This window comes from Desulfoluna spongiiphila (assembly GCF_900101345.1).
Classification (GTDB): Bacteria; Desulfobacterota; Desulfobacteria; order Desulfobacterales; family Desulfolunaceae; genus Desulfoluna; species Desulfoluna spongiiphila.
This window is the reverse complement of the sequence record NZ_FMUX01000003.1, coordinates 359,100-376,426: the sequence shown is the minus strand read 5'-3', so window position 1 is coordinate 376,426 and position 17,327 is coordinate 359,100. Positions and strand designations below refer to the sequence as shown.

At 59.0% G+C, this 17,327-nt stretch carries 14 protein-coding genes; 7 read left to right on the top strand and 7 right to left on the bottom strand.

The genetic code is table 11. From position 1 onward, the window contains the following. Positions 1-378: 378 nt before the first annotated feature. A complete protein-coding gene (nadB, locus tag BLQ12_RS06830) occupies positions 379-2,019 on the bottom strand; it encodes an L-aspartate oxidase (RefSeq protein ID WP_092209583.1) in 1,641 nt (546 codons plus the stop codon). A gap of 138 nt (positions 2,020-2,157) precedes the next feature. Next, positions 2,158-2,790, bottom strand: coding sequence for a TIGR04211 family SH3 domain-containing protein (locus tag BLQ12_RS06825; protein WP_092209581.1), 633 nt, complete (start codon positions 2,788-2,790; stop codon positions 2,158-2,160). Positions 2,791-3,299: 509 nt separating this feature from the next. On the opposite strand from BLQ12_RS06825, the gene BLQ12_RS06815 reads away from it, so the two are divergent. Continuing rightward, positions 3,300-3,728: a DUF1178 family protein gene (locus BLQ12_RS06815; RefSeq protein ID WP_092209577.1), complete on the top strand. Its 429-nt coding sequence runs from the start codon at positions 3,300-3,302 to the stop codon at positions 3,726-3,728. 21 nt (positions 3,729-3,749) lie between these two features. Here BLQ12_RS06815 and recD2 read toward each other — a convergent pair whose 3' ends face one another. Genes recD2 through BLQ12_RS06800 form a run of 3 tightly spaced genes read right to left on the bottom strand, consistent with a single transcriptional unit; the run spans position 3,750 to position 7,226 of the window. Continuing rightward, entirely contained in the window at positions 3,750-5,927 is a 2,178-nt protein-coding gene (recD2, locus tag BLQ12_RS06810; protein ID WP_092209575.1) for an SF1B family DNA helicase RecD2, read from the bottom strand. 12 nt (positions 5,928-5,939) lie between these two features. Beyond that, entirely contained in the window at positions 5,940-6,500 is a 561-nt protein-coding gene (gene gmhB, locus BLQ12_RS06805) for a D-glycero-beta-D-manno-heptose 1,7-bisphosphate 7-phosphatase (protein ID WP_092209573.1), read from the bottom strand. A gap of 9 nt (positions 6,501-6,509) precedes the next feature. Next, positions 6,510-7,226, bottom strand: a complete 717-nt coding sequence (locus tag BLQ12_RS06800) for a septal ring lytic transglycosylase RlpA family protein (RefSeq protein ID WP_092209571.1) — start codon at positions 7,224-7,226, stop codon at positions 6,510-6,512. A gap of 440 nt (positions 7,227-7,666) precedes the next feature. Here BLQ12_RS06800 and BLQ12_RS06795 point away from each other — a divergent pair, with 440 nt between their 5' ends. The 3 genes from BLQ12_RS06795 to BLQ12_RS06785 all read left to right on the top strand — a co-directional run bounded on the left by BLQ12_RS06795 (position 7,667) and on the right by BLQ12_RS06785 (position 10,761). Further along, a complete protein-coding gene (locus BLQ12_RS06795; RefSeq protein ID WP_092209569.1) occupies positions 7,667-8,512 on the top strand; it encodes a M15 family metallopeptidase in 846 nt (281 codons plus the stop codon). 2 nt (positions 8,513-8,514) lie between these two features. Then, positions 8,515-9,921: a M14 family metallopeptidase gene (locus tag BLQ12_RS06790; protein ID WP_092209567.1), complete on the top strand. Its 1,407-nt coding sequence runs from the start codon at positions 8,515-8,517 to the stop codon at positions 9,919-9,921. A 306-nt stretch (positions 9,922-10,227) separates the two neighbouring features. Continuing rightward, a complete protein-coding gene (locus tag BLQ12_RS06785) occupies positions 10,228-10,761 on the top strand; it encodes a dihydrofolate reductase family protein (RefSeq protein ID WP_092209565.1) in 534 nt (177 codons plus the stop codon). Positions 10,762-10,793: 32 nt separating this feature from the next. Here the strand turns inward: BLQ12_RS06785 and rocF are convergent, their stop codons facing one another. Together rocF and BLQ12_RS06775 are read right to left on the bottom strand one after the other, a co-directional pair. Continuing rightward, complete coding sequence (rocF, locus tag BLQ12_RS06780; protein ID WP_092209563.1) at positions 10,794-11,675, bottom strand: arginase; 882 nt, start codon at positions 11,673-11,675, stop codon at positions 10,794-10,796. After that, on the bottom strand, positions 11,672-12,760 hold the full coding sequence (locus tag BLQ12_RS06775) for a putative NPN-dependent ornithine cyclodeaminase (protein ID WP_092209561.1): 1,089 nt from the start codon (positions 12,758-12,760) through the stop codon (positions 11,672-11,674). Before BLQ12_RS06775 ends, rocF begins: the two co-directional genes overlap by 4 nt. Before the next feature lie 554 nt (positions 12,761-13,314). Here BLQ12_RS06775 and BLQ12_RS06770 point away from each other — a divergent pair. The 3 genes from BLQ12_RS06770 (at position 13,315) to BLQ12_RS06760 (ending at position 17,326) form a co-directional block, all read left to right on the top strand. Then, positions 13,315-14,388, top strand: coding sequence for a formylglycine-generating enzyme family protein (locus tag BLQ12_RS06770; protein WP_092209559.1), 1,074 nt, complete (start codon positions 13,315-13,317; stop codon positions 14,386-14,388). Positions 14,389-14,496: 108 nt separating this feature from the next. Continuing rightward, positions 14,497-14,967 carry a universal stress protein gene (locus BLQ12_RS06765; protein ID WP_092209557.1) on the top strand — a complete coding sequence of 157 codons (471 nt, stop codon included), beginning with the start codon at positions 14,497-14,499 and terminating at the stop codon, positions 14,965-14,967. A 232-nt stretch (positions 14,968-15,199) separates the two neighbouring features. After that, entirely contained in the window at positions 15,200-17,326 is a 2,127-nt protein-coding gene (locus BLQ12_RS06760) for a DUF3141 domain-containing protein (RefSeq protein WP_092209555.1), read from the top strand. Position 17,327 lies beyond the last annotated feature (1 nt).

Below are 17,327 nucleotides of genomic sequence, written 5' to 3'. Positions count from 1 at the left end.
GAGGGGGGGAAGCACATTTGCAACCTGGGGTCCAGGGAATCATTCCCTGGCCGCCGGAGGCATGCTTTTTCTGGCCATTTTAACCATAGAAGACTTGCTGTTTGAACTGGCGTTGGCCATAGAATGCAAGCTGAGTCGTTGTTTTTTTTGCAGCGCAAACACGAAAGGGCCATGGAGTTGATCTCCATGGCCCTTTTGGTGCGTTTGGGGCACGATTTTTTGTGGGGTTTCCGCTCAATCTATCCGACAGGAAATCATAGAATGGCTCCATGGAAAGACCGCTGTGATGTGGCCCGAGGAACGAGGGGCAAATGCAGCGGTAACCCGCTTTCAAGGTGCCTCACCTTGCCGCCGGAGGCGCTTTTTGTTGTTCCTGTCCTATATATTGGTGAGGGTGCGTTTCAGCACGGTTTCCCTCAGCCATTCGGCGTCGTTTTTCTCGGGGCAGTTGATGGTGTAGTGGAGCCCCCGGGATTCCCTGCGTTTCATGGCGCTGCGGATGATGAGCTCGGCCACCACGGCGATGTTTCTCAGCTCGATGAGATCGGCGGTGACGCGGAAGTTCCAGTAGTACTCCCGGATTTCGCTCTGGATGTTTTCGATGCGGTTCAAGGCCCGGGAGAGGCGTTTGTCCGAGCGCACCACGCCCACATAATTCCACATGAAGCGGCGGATTTCATCCCAGTTGGTGGTCAGAAGGCTCACCTCGTCGCTGTCTGTGGCGCCCACGTCGTCCCAGCGGGGAAGCTGGACGTCTGTGGCCTTCCAGGCTTTGGCGTCTTCGATGGCCCGGTTGGCCGCGTTGTGGGCATAGACCAGGGCTTCCAGAAGGGAGTTGCTGGCCAGCCTGTTGGCGCCGTGGAGGCCCGTGCAGGCGGTCTCCCCGATGGCGTAGAGGTGCTTGATGTCGCTGCGGCCGTCCAGGTCCGTTGCCACCCCGCCGCACATGTAGTGGGCTGCGGGCACCACGGGGATCGGGTCTTTTGTCATGTCGAAGCCGAACTTCAGGCCCTGGCGCCAGAGGTTGGGGAAGCGTTTTTTGACAAAGGCGGGATCCTTGTGGGAGATGTCCAGAAAGACCGAATCGGCCCCGCTGGTTTTGAGCTCGGTGTCGATGGCCCGGGAGACCTTGTCCCGGCAGGCCAGGTCCTTCAAGGGGTCGTATTTCTCCATGAAGGGCTCGCCCTTTTCGTTTTTGAGCACGGCCCCTTCGCCGCGCACGGCCTCGGAGATCAGGAAGTTTTTGGCGTCCGGGTGGTAGAGGCAGGTGGGGTGAAATTGCATGAATTCCATGTTGGCCACGGAAGCCCCTGCCCGCCAGGCCATGGCAATGCCGTCTCCGGTGGCCACGTCCGGGTTGCTGGTGTAGAGGTAGACCTTGCCCGAGCCCCCGCAGGCCAGGACAGTCACCTTGGCGGTGATGGTCTTGACGGTGTCGGCGGCCTTGTCCAGGACGTAGGCCCCGCAGCAGGTGGTGTCCCGTGTGGTGGTGATCATGCCGCTTTTGACCCGGGTGGAGAGGGTGATGAGGTCAATGGCGATGTGCTCTTCCAGGAGGGTGATCCCGGGGGTGTTTTTGATCTGGGCCACCAGGGCGCGTTCGATCTCCCGGCCCGTCATGTCCTCGGCGTGGAGGACCCGTTTTTCGGAGTGGCCCCCTTCGCGGCCCAGGTCGTAGTCGGTGCCCGGGGCCTTGTGGGCATCATCGTCGCAGAGGCTGAACTTGACGCCTAAATCGATGAGCTCTTTGACGCGTTCGGGGCCGTGGGTGACCACCATGTCCACCACGTCCCGGTTGCAGAGGCCGTCTCCGGCGTCAAGGGTGTCCTGGATGTGAAGGTCAAAGGAGTCGATGTCGCTCTGGACGGCGGCGACCCCTCCCTGGGCGTAAGCGGTGTTGGATTCGGAGACTGCCTTTTTGGTCACGATGGTGACGGTGCCGTGGGCGGCAACTTTCAGGGCAAAGGTGAGCCCGGCGACACCGGACCCTATAACGAGAAAATCAGACGTGATGTTCATAAAGGCCTCGGAACGAATAAATCATGGCGCAGTGCGATGCGTAATATCCTGGCGCGGATGCCTGTGTTCGGGCCTGTTGCCCCTGAAACCTCCAGGGGCGATCTTTTCGTTTGCCGGGCCCCGGGCAGGACGCGTCCTTTAATAATACGAGCTTCTCTTTTTCCGGGAGCTGGAGCCGATGATAAAACCCACCAGCAGGACCCCGGCCCCTGCCAGGAACCAGATCATGTTCTTCTTGGCCAGGCGGTCGTTTAAGATGTCCGCCTTTTTGGAGAGATTGGCCAGCTGGTTCTTGGTCTCCTTGTAGTCCTCTTCCAGCTGCAGAAAGTTGCCGGATTTCTTTTTCAGCTGCTGGTATGACTGGCCGGATTCGGCGGCGAGTTTTTTGGTTTCGGCCAGGCTTGTCTTGAGGTCGCTGTTCTCTTTTTTCAGCTCCGCCAGTTGCCCTTTCAGCTCGGTGCGAGCCTTGAGGACCCGGTCGTGCTTGACCTGGAGTTTATCAAGGAGCACTCCTTTGGTGGGGGTGGGCACCAGCCACTGGGTCAGCACCCAGCCTTCGACGTCTCCGTCCACGGTGACACGGGTCCACTTGTCTCCCTGCTCAATGACCTTCACGGCCGTGCCCGAGGGAAGGCCCCTCAGGATACTGAATTGGGTTCCCGGGCCCCCTCGAAAGGTGGCGTTGATACGGTCGGTGATGTACAGAGTCTCGGCTGCGGCCTGGGCCGCAGAAAAGAGCAGACAAGCTGTTACGAGAGCTTTGATTTTCATGTTTAACTCCTGCGCGTTGGGCCCCCTGGATCAAGAGCACGTGAGGGTCATTGGAACGGGGCTTTCGGGAACCGATGTCGAATCGCTTCTCGGGTTCATGGTTCGGATAGGCGTTCCGGTGTTTTTCAAGTTAAAGGGGCCCGGAAAAGTGAGCGTGTACGGACATGCCTGTCGGCCGCCGTGGCGGTGATCCGTGGCATGGGGCCATGGCCCCGGGGTTGTGTGTCCGGTTCGTCTTTTCCGTTTCCCTGATGAACCGTTGAATCGGTCCAAATGGACATCTCAATAAAATAGTACGTTATCTCCCATGTCGATGACTCATGGTCGCCAGGGCGGGGGTGAACCCACCCGTCGGGATGGTTTACCATATACAAACTCACCGTCCCATTGGAAGGAAAAAATCACTGTTTACCCATGGTTCAAGTATGGTATGTATACCCTTTCCATGGCGGGCAGATTCCGCCAGAACTCTTTTTGATACCATGCGATCCCATCGATACCGGTGATATATGATAGCCTTTGACCTGCAGTGTGCCAACGGACATACCTTTGAAGGGTGGTTCGACGACAAGACAGCCTTTGACGATCAGCAGAAACAGGGGCTGGTCACTTGTCCCTTTTGTGATAACAGCAGCGTGTTTATCGTCCCCAGCACCTTTGCCATCCCCAAGGCGGTAACCACCCCGGCGGGCCCCCGGCAGAGCAGCGGTCTGGCCGTGGGGGATGTCAGCGCCAAGATCGTGGAATTCATGGAACAGAATTTCGACGACGTGGGGGCCAATTTTGCCAAGGAGGCCCTGAAGATCCACTACGGTGTTTCCGAACCCCGGAACATCCGGGGCGTGAGTTCCCCTGAAGAGGAAAAAGTCCTCGAAAAAGAGGGGGTCCCCCTGTTCAAGGTTCCCCTTCCTTCCAAAAAGGGCACCGAAGACGCCTAACGCGTACCTTTCCAGATGACATTACGCCATCTCGGCCAGCCGCCGGTCGAGGTGGGAGCACCGCATGTTGGGCCGGTTGTTGGACAGGGCGATCTCCACGGCCCGCCGTGTGCCGATGAGGATCACCAGCTCTTTGCCCCGGGTCATGGCCGTGTACAGAAGGTTCCTCTGCAGGAGCGGGTAATGCTGGGTGGTGACGGGCATCACCACCGCCGGGTACTCCGACCCCTGTGATTTATGGACGCTGATGGCATAGGCCAGGGTCAGCTCGTCCAGCTCCTCGGTTTCATAGGCCACCTTCCTCCCCTCGTAGTTCACCGACAGGGTTTTCTCTTTTTTATCCACCTTACTGATGATCCCGATATCCCCGTTGAAGACCTCTTTTTCGTAGTTGTTTTTCAGGTGCATCACCTTGTCGCCCTCGCGAAAGGTGCGTCCCAGGGACTGGAGGGCGTCGCCTTTTTCGTTCAAGGCCTGCTGGAGGGCGACGTTTAAGCTGATGGTCCCCACGTCCCCTTTGTGCATGGGGGTCAGCACCTGGATCTCCTCCAAAGGGGTGTAGCCGTACGTGGCCGGGATCCGTGTCGCGCAGAGCTCCACCACCCGCTGCATCACCTTCACCGGGTCGCCGGTTTCAATGAAGTAAAATTCCGAGGGGCCCTCTTTCTCTTCCGGGTGAAGGTCCGGGAACTCCCCGGTGCGGACCCGGTGGGCGTTCATGACGATGGGGCTCTCCTGGGCCTGCCGGAAGATGCGGGTAAGGGCGTAGGTCTTGAGGCACCCGGAGCCGATGAGGTCTGAAAGGACGTTGCCCGGCCCCACCGAGGGGAGCTGGAAGATATCCCCCACAAAGACCACGGTGGCCTCAACGGGAACGGCGTCCAGGAACCGGTGCATCAAAAGGGTATCCACCATGGAGACCTCATCGATGATGAAGACGTCGCCGGAAAGGGGCTTGTCCCGGTTGTGCTCAAAGGCACCGGAGTTGAAATCGAATTTCAGGAGCTTGTGCAGGGTGGAGGCCTTTTTGTCGGTGACCTCGGTGATGCGCCGGGCGGCCCGTCCCGTGGGGGCGGCCATGACGGTCTCATGGTTCAGGTGGTCGCACAGGGCGGCGATGGAGCGGACCAGGGTGGTTTTCCCCGTGCCCGGTCCCCCGGTGATGACGGCCACCCGGTGGCAGAGGATCTCCTCCAAGGTGACGAGCTGTTCGTCGGAGAGCTTGATGGCAAGCCTGGCAAGGACCGTTTCAAGGATCTCTTCCCGGGTGATATCAGGGGCCTCTTCGGGCATGGAGAGCATCATGGCAAGGCGCCGGGCGATGCCCTCTTCGGCCCGGAAGAGCTCCGTGGGGTAGACGGCCTGGACGGTCTCTCCGTCCCGCTCAAGGGTCTCGGAGACAACCCGGCCTTTGGCCTTGAGCTCTTCAAGGGCCGAGGCCAGGGGCTCGTGTTCCATGTGGTGCTGCTCCATGCAGCGGGTGATGAGGCTGCCGGCCGGGGCAAAGACATGGCCGTCGGAGGCAAACTGTTCCAGCACAAAGAGAAGGCAGGCCCGGACCCTTCTGGGGTCGTCTTCGGCAATGCCCAGGGAGAGGGCCGCATGGTCCACGGTGTTAAAGTCCATGCCGTTTATGTCGAAGAGTAGAGTAAAGGGATTGGAACTGATGCACTCGGTGGCCTTTGTGCCGTAGTGCTTGTGGATGGGGGCGCAGTGGGAGACGGGGATGCCGTGTTCCTTTAAAAAGGCGATGAGCCGCTTGACCTCCATCTGGCGGGTCAGGGCCTCACGCAGGTTCTCCATGGTTTTTTTGCCGAATCCCTTTAAGCCGGTGATCTTTTCCGGGCAGGTTTCGATGACGCTTAAGGTGTCGCTGCCGAAGCGCTCCACAAGGGTTCTGATTTTTGGGGATGAAAGGCCTTTGACCCCGAGGCGTTTGAGGTAGGTTCGGATCTCTTCGCCGGTTTCAGGAAAAATCAGCTCGTATTCGGTGATGCGGAACTGGTCGCCGAAGCGCTGGTGTTTTTCCCAGGTGCCTGAAAGGCGCAGCCGGTCCTCCAGGTCGATGCCCGCAAGGGTCCCCACCACCGTGATGGTGACCCCGGTGTCGTCGGTGATGAGATCGGCGATGGTGTAGCTGTTTTCCTCGTTTCGGTATCGGATGCGCTTGATGCGTCCGGACAGGGTGATGGTGTTCATGGCCTTGCCTTGCTAGGAGATCAGGGTGTCGATGACCCAGCGAACCGCGTCAAAGAGGGTATCAGCCACATGGTCGGGATGCTGGCCTGCGGCGGCGAGGTCGGCCAGGGCTTTCTCCGCGTTGCCGCTGCGCACCAGCACGGTGGCGGCGCACCCGGCGGCTTTGCCGCAGAGGACGTCCTTGGCACTGTCCCCGATCATCACCGAGGTGGTCGGGTTGATGTCGTGGGTCCGGCACGCCTCCATGATGAGGCCGGGCTTGGGCTTCCGGCAGGGGCAGCCGTCGTCCGGGGTGTGGGGGCAGAAGAAGATGTCGTCCACCGAGCCCCCGGCCTTTTCGATGCCTTTAGTCATCTTTTTGAAGATGGCGGACAGGGTCTCCGGGGTCACCCATCCCCGTCCGATGATGGACTGGTTGGTGATGACCATGGCCGAGAGTCCCCGGGCCTTCAGGAGAGCAAAGGCTTCCGGGCTGTCGGGCAGGAAATGGAATTCGTCGACGGTTTTTATGTAATCGGGAGAGTCCCGGTTGATGACTCCGTCGCGGTCGATGAACACAGTGGTGATGGGCATGAGTCCGTCCTATAGGGAGAGGATAAAAGCGTGGGTGAAGCCGTCTTCCATTAATCGGAGCTTCAGGTCCACGGCGGCTTCCCGGTTGAGGAGGCGTCCCACCACCACCCGGTTGAGCCCGTCGGAGCCCTGGACGGCTTTTACGGGAAGGTTGGCATACCGGTCGGAAAGCCTGGCTGCGTAGCTTTCCGCATTGCTCCGGTCGCCGAAGGCCCCGACCTGGACCCCGAAATCTCCCCGGGTGAGGGTGGTCGCAGCTGTTTTCGGGCCCTTGAGGGCCGTGACACGCACCTTGGCCGTGCCGGTGCCCACCATGCCGATGGCATGGGCCGCCTTGTTGGAGAGGTCGATGATGCGTTTGCCCACGAAGGGGCCTCGATCGTTTATTTTAAGGGTCACCTCTTTGCCGTTCCCCAGGTGTTTCACCCTGACACGGGTTCCCAGGGGAAGGGTCTTGTGGGCGGCGGTCATGGCGTGCATGTCATAGGTTTCACCGCTTGCCGTGGGCTTGCCGTGAAATTTGGGGCCGTACCAGGAGGCAATGCCCACCTCATCGTAGCCCTCGGACGTGGCCAGGGGCTGGTACCATTTGCCCAGGACTTTGTAAGGGCGGGGGGCGTTGGCAGGCCGGGCGGGTGGCGAGGACTGCTTTGTGGCACATGCCGAGGTGAAAAGGAGAAGCGCTGCAAGGAGCAGGGGGTAAACGGCGTGTCCGGTGCGATTCATATCGTGACTCCCTGGTGGTGCTTAAGGTGTTGTAAATCATGTGGTTGTATCGGGCACTGGGCGAAAGGAGAGCCCTCCGGGCATCGGAAATGCGGCCCCGGGCTTCTATCTCAGAAGGGTCATATCACAGGTTTATGACAGGGGGAAGACAGGAGGACCTGCTTCCCGGGGCAGGGGCCTTGCCCGAAACGGAAAAGAAGGATCCGTGTGTGAGCGGGAAAAACTGAAGGGGAATCACGGTGTGGGACTCCGGCCTATTTTTTTAAATTGAGCATTGTATACGGCCGTAAATTGTGACTGCATTTTCTCTCCACAGGTTTGATCCGGGTGACGTGTTATGGTAGGTTGATACGCAATTATACACTGTCGATTCAGGCTGTGAGGGGGGCAACGACATGGCAACTCGACAGTTATATTAACGTTTTATTTTTCTGGTGATTATGAACAGAAGAGATTTTTTAAGGCTTGCTGCCGCAGGTACCCTTGGGTCGATGATTCCGTCTCCGGTTCATGCTGCGTGGATGTCTGTGTTCAAAGATGAGGTGCAACCCATCGATGATCGGTACATCAAGGATTACCTGAATAAGATTGAGAATTTTGATGAAAAGCACACCGAAGACATCTTCCTCGGTGCAGACCAGAAACTGATCCTTAAAAGTTCCTTGAGTCGCCTGAAACGCATTCAACGCATCGTGGGACACGGGCACTTTGCGCTGTTGAGCTTCGACGCCGCCATAAAAACAGGCAAGGCCTACAGCAGCGTGGGGCCGTTTACCAAGGAAGAGCTGGCCTTTTTGGAGATGATTTTTTACGAGGACAGCCTTCTCTACGGGTTTATGGGTGACAAGCCCTTGAAAAATCTTACCGATACCATCGATGAGCCCAAGGCCATCAAGATTCCCTACACGGGAAACTACCTTTACAAGGGGCTTCCCCTTGAGATGTACAAGAAAATCAAAAAAGACATCGGCGAGAACGTCATCCTCACCTCGGGCCTGCGAAGCGTCACCAAGCAGTTCATGCTCTTTTTGAACAAAGCGCACAGCAACGACGGCAATCTCTCCCTGGCATCGCGTTCCCTGGCCCCGCCGGGCTACTCCTTCCACGGCGTCGGTGATTTTGACGTCGGCCAGGTCGGCTTCGGGGTGTCGAACTTTACCGAAAAGTTTACAGATACCCCCATTTACAAAAAACTCGAAGACCTGGGCTACATCAAACTCCGGTACAGCAAAGGGAACTTTCTCGGGGTCCGTTTTGAACCATGGCATATCAAGGTAAAGTTGTAACCATGCTGAGATTCATCGTGCTATCTGCTTTTGCAATCCTGTCAACGTCGGTGGCCTGTGCGTCGTCTCTGGATTTTTCCGTTCACAAGATGACGTCCGGCGTCCCGGGCAATACGGTTCTCATCGTGGGGGGCATCCAGGGGGACGAGCCCGGGGGATTCAACGCGGCCTCCATTATCACCACCCACTACAAGATCACGTCCGGGAATGTCTGGGTTGTTCCCAACCTTAATTTTCTCAGCATCATCAAGCGCTCCAGGGGGGTGTACGGGGACCTGAACCGGAAATTTGCCGACATAAAGAAAAGCGACCCGGAATACGAAACCATTTTAAAGATAAAAGACCTTATCTTAAACGACGAGGTGGACCTGGTCCTGAACCTGCACGACGGGAGCGGGTTTTACCGTGACACCTATGTCGACAAGCTGCGCAACCCCAACCGCTGGGGGCAGTGCATCATCGCGGACCAGGGGGCCCTTTCCGGCGTTCGGTTCGGCAACCTGGCGGAGCTGGCGACCCGCACGGTAAAAGAGGTCAACAACGCCCTTCTCGACCCTTCCCACACCTACTCCTTCATGAACACCCGAACGCGTGAGGGCAATGTTGAGATGGCAAAGACCCTGACCTACTTTACCATCTTGAACAACAAACCCGCCTTCGGCATCGAGGCCAGCAAGTCCCTGCCCACCCATGAGCGGGCGTACTACCACATACGCGCCATCGAGTCCTTTCTCAAAGATCTCGATATCACCTTCGAAAGGCGCTTTGAGCTGACCTCCAGCGGTGTGAAACACGCCATCAACGACAACGTGAGTTTTGCCCTGAACGACAAGCGCATTGTCCTTGACGTTAAAAATGCACGGAACAACCTGCGGTACATCCCCTTGAAAAAAGAGGATCCCATGGAGTTCTCGCCGAGCAACCCCCTTATGGCGGCCATCGACACCGGCAAGGGGTATCGGATTTATTACGGGAACAGGCGGGTCACCTGGCTGCACCCGGAGTATTTTGAGTACGACACCTCCATTGATTCCGTGGAGATGACCGTGGACGGGGTGAGCAGGCAGGTGAACTTCGGGGACATCGTCCCTGTGCGGGATGTGTTCAAGGTCCATCCGATCTCGGGCCTGAGGGTCAACGTCATTGGCTTTACGCAAAAGAATGTCCAGAACGAATCCGGAATCCCCATCTCCCAGCACAACATCCAGCGGCGCTTTTCCGTGGACAAGGCGGGCATGCTCTACAGGGTTGAATTCTACAACCAGGAGAAATTTTCAGGGATGGTCCTGATGAATTTTTCAGGGGATGCCGTAGCCAGAGAGGATAGCAGAGGCCTTGAGGAGCACAGCGGGGAACTTGTCGGAGGGCTCGACGAAGGGACGGACCGCTTAAACGCCAGCGGCGTGTAAAAAATGATTTAAAAAAAAAGGCTCTTGCATTGCCTCCGGCGGCCCTGCCGGGGGCCAACCTTTTGAAACGGTTTCCAAACAGGATTTTTCAGAAAACAGGGTCCCTGGCCAGCCAGGGGCTGGCATGCAGAGTCCCGTATTCTTTAGTGTTTTTCTATGGTCGTTTCTGCCCCCCCCCACCTGCCTTGTCTACTCAGACACCACGTCACCAGAGCAAGTCCCCTGTATTCATCTTTATACGACCCGGTGCCCCCGGTTTCAGGCTGGGCGCAGCCGGCAACCATTCACGTGTTATCGGAGGCAATCATGTCAACCATTGTGTACTTAGGAATCAGCCTGGACGGCTATATTGCGGACAGAGACGGCGGGCTGGACTGGCTTCAGTCTGTGCCCAACCCGGACAACCTTGATTTCGGGTGGGCGGACTTTATGGACCGCATCGACGCCATCGTCATGGGGCGCAAGACCTTTGAGGCGGTTTGCGGTTTTGAGTGCGACTGGCCGTACAGCAAGCCCGTTTATGTCCTGAGCCACTCTCTGCCGTCGTTGCCCCACGGGTTCGAGGGGAAGGCCGAACTGATCGGCGGGTCCCCTTCGGAGATTGTAGAGGCCCTGCATCGCACGGGGCATCGGACCCTTTATATCGACGGCGGCAAGACCGTCCAGGAGTTCCTGAAAGACGATCTCATCGATGAGATGGTGCTTACCACGGTTCCCGTGTTGCTCGGGGGCGGAACCCCTCTGTTCGGTGACCTTCCTATGGCTATGGCTTTTAAGCATGTGCGGACGGATGTCCATCTGGAGGCCATGGTGCAAACCCACTATCGACGCAAGAGATAACGTGTCGCAAACAACACATGTACACGTATAGCTTACAGGATGCGTTTGCCGAAGAGGGAGACGGCGAGTTTGACGGCGAGGGTGGCCGTCTGGTTGGAGGTGTCCATGATGGGGTTGATCTCCACGATGTCCATGGAGCTCAAAAGGTGGGAGTCAGCCAGGATTTCCATGAGCAGGTGGGCTTCCCGGTAGGTGAGCCCGCCCGGGACCGGGGTGCCGACCCCCGGGGCGCCTGCCGGTTCCAGGCTGTCCATGTCGAGGCTCACGTGGAGGCGGCCGAGGTGGCTGAGCTGGGACACAGCCTCCCGGGCCACACGGCTCATGCCCATTTCATCGATATCCCGCATGGTGAAGGTGGTGATACCGGACCGGGTGAGGACCTCTTTTTCCAGGGGGTCGAGATCCCGGATGCCCACCAGCACGACGTGGCTCGCATCGATTTTTGCCCCGGTTCGGCCGCAGTTGACGAGGGCCTCGTGGCCGTTGCCAAGGAGGATGGAGAGGCTCATGCCGTGGACATTTCCCGAAGGCGAGATGGCCGGGGTGTTGAAGTCTGCGTGGGCGTCGATCCAGATTACCCCGCAGGGGGTGTCGTGGGTGACGCCGCCCACGGATCCCACGGCAATGGTGTGATCTCCGCCCAGGAAGATGGGAATGGTCCCGTCGGCCCTGGCCTGCCGGGCCTGGGCGTAGCAGGCCGATGAGGTCCGGGCAATCTCGGTGACCATCTGCACCTCAGGTACGGTGTCCCGCACCGGCACATGGATGTTGCCCTGGTCTTCCACGTGGTACCCCAGCCGGGCGAGGTGCTCGGCAAGGCCGGCGTAGCGGATGGCGTCGGGGCCCATGTTGACCCCGCGCCGGGGCTGGCCGAGGTCGATGGGAACGCCGATGATGCGGATGGTCTGGTTCATGGGATCAGGTTGTTTGCAAGGTTGATCATAAAATCCTGCACGTTGGTGAGGATGGCCGTGGACTGGGCAGACCCCCGGTTGGCAAGCTTGTCGGCGGAAAATTCGCTGATGTCCACCACATAGAAAAAGACGGGGCGCACCGTGCCGTCGCCAAGGACCCGGTAGGACGGGGTCATGTTGCCGAAGGCGATGGTGTGGAGCTGGGTGGCCAGGGTGATGACACAGGTGGCCTGTGCGGCAAACACGCGCATGCGGTCCTGGGCCCGGCTGGTGTGGGTCTCCACCTCGGGCAGGGGGCCGTCATCCCGGATGGACCCGGCCAGGACGTAGGGCACCCCGCAGGTTTCGCAGGCATGCATGATACCGTCTGTGATGTTCAGGCTGGCAAGGGCCTTGGGAATGGACCCTGCACGGCGCACCTTGTTTAATAAGTCCAGGTGGTGGTAGTGGCCCAGGGGCTTGAGCTCCCGCGTGTAGATGTCTTGGCCCAGGCCCGTGCCGTAAACCCCTGCCTCCATGTCGTGGGTGGCCAGGGCGTTTCCGGCCATGAGGGCATGGCAATACCCCTCCCGGATGATGCCGGCCATGGCGTTTCGGCTGTCTTTGTCAAAGGCCACGGCGGGCCCCAGGACCCAGGAGATAAAGCCGTTGGTTTTTTCGTGGCGAAGGATATCGTAGAGGTGATCGTAGCTTCGCGAGAAGGGGGTCTCCCTGCTTCCCCGGGTCATGAAGGCGAATTTTTTCGCAGGCCCCTCCCCTTGGGCGAACCCGTCGGTATGGATATAGACGCCTTTTTCTCCCTCTTCACCCCGGCCCACCACCACCAGATCCCCTTTTGTAAGCCGCCGCGCCTCAACGGCCTCGACCCGATTTTCCTCCAGCCGAATCACCGTGTCCATTCGGTTTTTGCTAAGAAGGACCCAGGTTCCCGGGGCGATATGGACGTACTCCGGATGGTTGCTGGTGGCGTGGAATCCTTCCGGGGCCACGCCGTCGGCAGGCGCTTTTTCTGTGGTGACCACCGGGGCGGAGGCCAGGGGCTCCACGGAAAAGTCCGGGGGGGTGTAAGGGGGGATGAGGGCCATGGGAGCCTCGCGGGTTGTCGGGGTAACGGTTGACAAGCTCAAGGGGCAGAGGGGTTTTGCGTCTTGCTTTGATGAGGTATGCCCCTAACTATACCACCGGTTATCGGCACGGGGAACGAAAAAAGGTTACGATTCAGCCCATGTTTGCCTCCGACGGCCCTGCCGGAGGCAACCGGAACAGGACCACGAAAGGGAGCCAGCGGCAGGATACCATGTGTTGACATTTTGCATCGCTGAGTCATAATAAGAGTAATGCTATCCTGCTTTATTGTCTGCTGATCCCCCTTGGTTGTATCTGTCGATGTGCAGGGCGATCGTTCCTTTCCGTTTTTGGTACCTGTTCGCAGCGTATCTGCTTAACGCTTCTTCTTGTCTTCTTCTATTGCGTGACGTGCACACACGAGCACAGCGCCGGCAGCGCCCCGGGGCCTGCCCATGATGCTTTTTTCCTCCCCCCCCTTTTTTTTGTGGCCGATGCCTTTGGCAAGGCGCTTCTTACTCTGTTCTAAGGACACCTGTCGGATTCATGATGCATTGCGTACCGGGAGGGTACGATGACGATGGTCCGTTTGATCCCTTTTCTATTGTGCCTTCTCTTCTGCCCGGTGGCCTTCGGGCAGGGGCTTGTGGTGTTTCCCTTTGATGCCCCCGGCCGTCCCGAAGCAGAGGCCTCGTTTTTTCAGGAGACGCTTTTGCTGCATCTTGCCCCAGGATTCCGGCTCTTTGAAGGGGACGGGGTAACCGCGGCCCTTGGCCTCTGCGGCGAGGAGGCGGCCTCCATCACCTCCTGCCTGTCCTTTGTGGGGGAGGTGTTTGAGGCCGATCTGGGGGCGCGCGGGCGGTGGGCCGACACAGGTGACAAGGGCGCTTTTTTTCTGGAAGTGGTGGACCTTGGTTCCGGCAGGGTTCTTTTTTCACAAGGGGACATGGACGGGGAGCTCTCCTCGGAAGTCCGGCTTGCGGCCCTTGCACGCCGTGCCCGGGTCCAGGTTGCAGGGGAACCTGAGGCAACGGTTGCCGTGATGCCGGGCATGGTTTTTGTCCGTATCCCGGGAGAGGGAAACGAACCGGTTTACATCCAGGCCAGCGAGGTGACCCAGGCCCAGTGGCGTACCGTGATGGGATACAACCCGGCATGGTTCATCGCCTGCGGGGAGGGCTGCCCTGTGGAGAGCGTCACCCGCCATGAGATCGATACCTTCGTTGCCCGCATGAACACCATGGGCCTGGGCCGGTTTCGGCTGCCCACCTTCGTGGAGTGGCAGCGGGCCCTTGCCCTTTCGGGGCCGGAAACCCCTTGTCTTTCCGGAAACAACTGCGTGGATTATGAGGGGTACCCCTGCGGGGCGTGGAGGCAGGGGGGCCCGCCGTGTGACCGGTGCGGCCCAAGGCCCGCCGGTACCGATGACAATGCCCTGGTGAACATGGTGGGCAATGTCTGGGAGTGGCTGGACGAGCCCGGAAAAGGCGGTGCACCTGGCTTGATTGTTGGGGGCGGCTGGGCCGATGCCACCCATGACGCAGGCCTGATCCTCCGGCCCGTGGCATCGTCACGCTTTGCGGCCGACGACGTGGGGTTTCGGCTTCTCCTGGAGGGCGATGCCACCCCGGGGGGTGATACACATTGATTTGCCCTCCCAACTTCTTTATAATGATTCCCATCCTCTACACCTCATCAACGATGCCGGTTCACACCGAATCCCTTCGGTCCGCCGTGCCGACATGAAGGAGGGACCATGACCTTCCAGACCATTGCCTGTTGCACCGATTTTTCCAAAAATGCCGATGTGGCGGTCCGCACCGCCGGAACCCTTGCCAAAAAATTTGATGCGGTCCTTGAAGTGATCCACGTGGTGCCGCCTCCGGTGAACCCCGTGGTGACGGACTTCGACAACCCCGTGTTCACCTCGGTGACCTTCGACGATTCCGTGGACAGCAACCTCGTCCTCCAGGTGGAAGAGAAGCTTCAAAAGCACTATACCTCCATGGTTCCCGGGGACGTGAAGGTGCGTTACGTGGTCCTGGACGGTCATGTCTCCACGGAGATCCTCAACCATCTGGACGAGTCGGGCTGCGATCTCGTTGTGGTGGGGTCCTACGGTCTTTCCGGCATGGGGCTGGTTATTTTCGGCAGCATCGCAAAGCGGATAGCCCACAAGGCCAACTGCTCGGTGATGATTGCCCGGCCCTCTGAGAAAAACTCCTGAGGGACCTGAAAGGCTGATCACAGGGCAGGGGCGGCACCCATCGGGCGCTTTCAGGGGCGCCATTCGGGCCCTGTGCAGCCATCCTTGTGGACAACCTGTGAATTCCGCGAGATCTCCTGTTTTCCCATCGCCCTCGGCGGCCGGTGATGTGTTGCCCTTCCACGCCTTCGGCGTCACTGCGACATGTGCAATCCCAACACATAAACAATCCGTTTTTTCAGGGGAGGAACCCATGGAAAACCCCTTTACCGCCTATATGTCCATGTGTATGCACGGGGCGGCCTTTATGAATGAAGTCCTTGAGTACCAGATTGATTTCGGACAGCGCATGACCCTTTTCCTTGATACCAAACGGGAGCAGGGAGACAATTTCATTGAGGAGAACCGCAAAGGGCTGCCTCCGGTGCTCCATTTTGACTATGAGGTGATCTTTAACGGCCGTGACCTGGACAACCCCGTGAATTATTCCTTGGCCCGCATCACCCCGGAGGAGGGGCAGGAGATTCCTCCCGACGCCCGGCCCGTGGTGATCATCGACCCCAGGGCCGGTCACGGCCCCGGCATCGGGGGGTTCCGCAAGGAGTCGGAGGTGGGCATGGCCATGCGGAAAAACCATCCCGTCTACTTTTTGATCTTTACCCAGGAACCGGTGCGGGGCCAGACCCTGGCCCATGTGTTCAAGGCTCATATCGAATTTCTCAAGGTGATCCGGATGTTTCACCCCGAAGCGGAGCGCCCCTCCATTATCGGCAACTGCCAGGGGGGATGGGCCGCCGCCCTCATTGCCGCAGATCGTCCCGATATCACCGGGCCCCTGATCCTCAACGGCTCGCCCCTCTCCTACTGGGCGGGACGCGACACCCAGAACCCCATGCGGTATCGCGGGGGGCTCTTCGGTGGTGTTTGGCTGGCCTCCCTCTCCGCGGACCTGGGCAACGGCTTGTTCGACGGAGCCCAGCTGGTCTGGGGTTTTGAAGACCTTAATCCGGCCAACAGCCTCTGGATGAAGGATTACAACCTCTGGCGATCGGTGGACAAAGAACGGGACCGCTACATCTTTTTTGAGCGGTGGTGGAACGGGTTCGTGTTCATGACCAAAGAGGAGATCCAGTTCGTGGTGAGGGATCTTTTTGTGGGCAACCGCCTGGAAGAGGGGCAGGTGGAAGGGGGCAGCGGTGAGATCGTGGACCTCCGAAAACTCAAGGACCCGGTGATCCTGTTTGCCTCCAGGGGAGACAATATCACGCCCCCGGAGCAGGCCCTGGGATGGATCGAGCGGGTCTGGGGGTCGGTATCAGAGATCAAGAAACGCAATCAGGTGATCGTTTACCTCCTCCATGAAGAGGTCGGTCACCTGGGGATCTTTGTCTCACGCAAGGTGGTGGAGCGGGAGCACAAGGAACTCATCGATTGCGTGGACCTGGCCAAACGCCTAGCCCCCGGGCTTTATCAGATGATTCTCAAAGACGACGGGGAAGCCCGCTTTGAAGTGCGGGACCTCTCGCAGCTACGGGGGGAGGGAAGCGATTACAATGCCCGGCCCTTTGAACATGTGCGCAAAGCCTCGGAGATGATCGCCGAATTTTACGAGACAAGCCTGAGCCCCATGATGAAACCCTGGGGCACGGAGGTGACGGCCACGGTGATACGGGAGAGCTCCCCCTTGAGGCAGCGGTTGTATGCCGTGTCCGGCATGAACCCCGTGACCCGTGCCGCCAGCGCCTGGGCCCCTTATGTGCGGGCAAACCGCATGGAGGCCCCGGAAGACAACACCTTGCGTAAAGTGGAACACGCGTATTCCGATACCGTGGCCGCCCTCCTCAACGGGTACCGGGACCTCCGGGACAGTGCCTGCGAGCTGCTTTTTTACGGTATGTACGACAACCCCATGGCCCATTTTATCTTTCAGGAAGCCTTGGATATTCCGGATATTCCCCTTGATGTGGGGTGCGGTGACCTCGAAGCCGGGTCCCGCGGTGATCACTGGATTTCCCGGATGGTGGAGGGTGGCTTTTTTCAAGGGCTCATGCGCGGCCTCGTGGCCCTTGGACGCGTGAAACAGACGGTGGACAAGCAGGAGCTGATCACCTTGAAGGCGTTGATGAAGGGGCGCAAGCACCTTCAGGACATGACCAAGCGGGAAGCAAAGCGCGTGGTGGGCGAACAGGTGCAGCTGCTGAACTTTAACCGGGACCTGGCCATCAGCACCCTGCCGGAGTTGATCCGAACCCCGGAAGACCGCCTCACCGCCATCACCATATTCCGGGCAAGCCTGCAAGGTGCCGACCGCGAGGACCTGGCAGCAAAACGTCTCCTCAGTCACCTGGAAGAGCTGTTAAGGGACCGTCAAACCTTGTGAG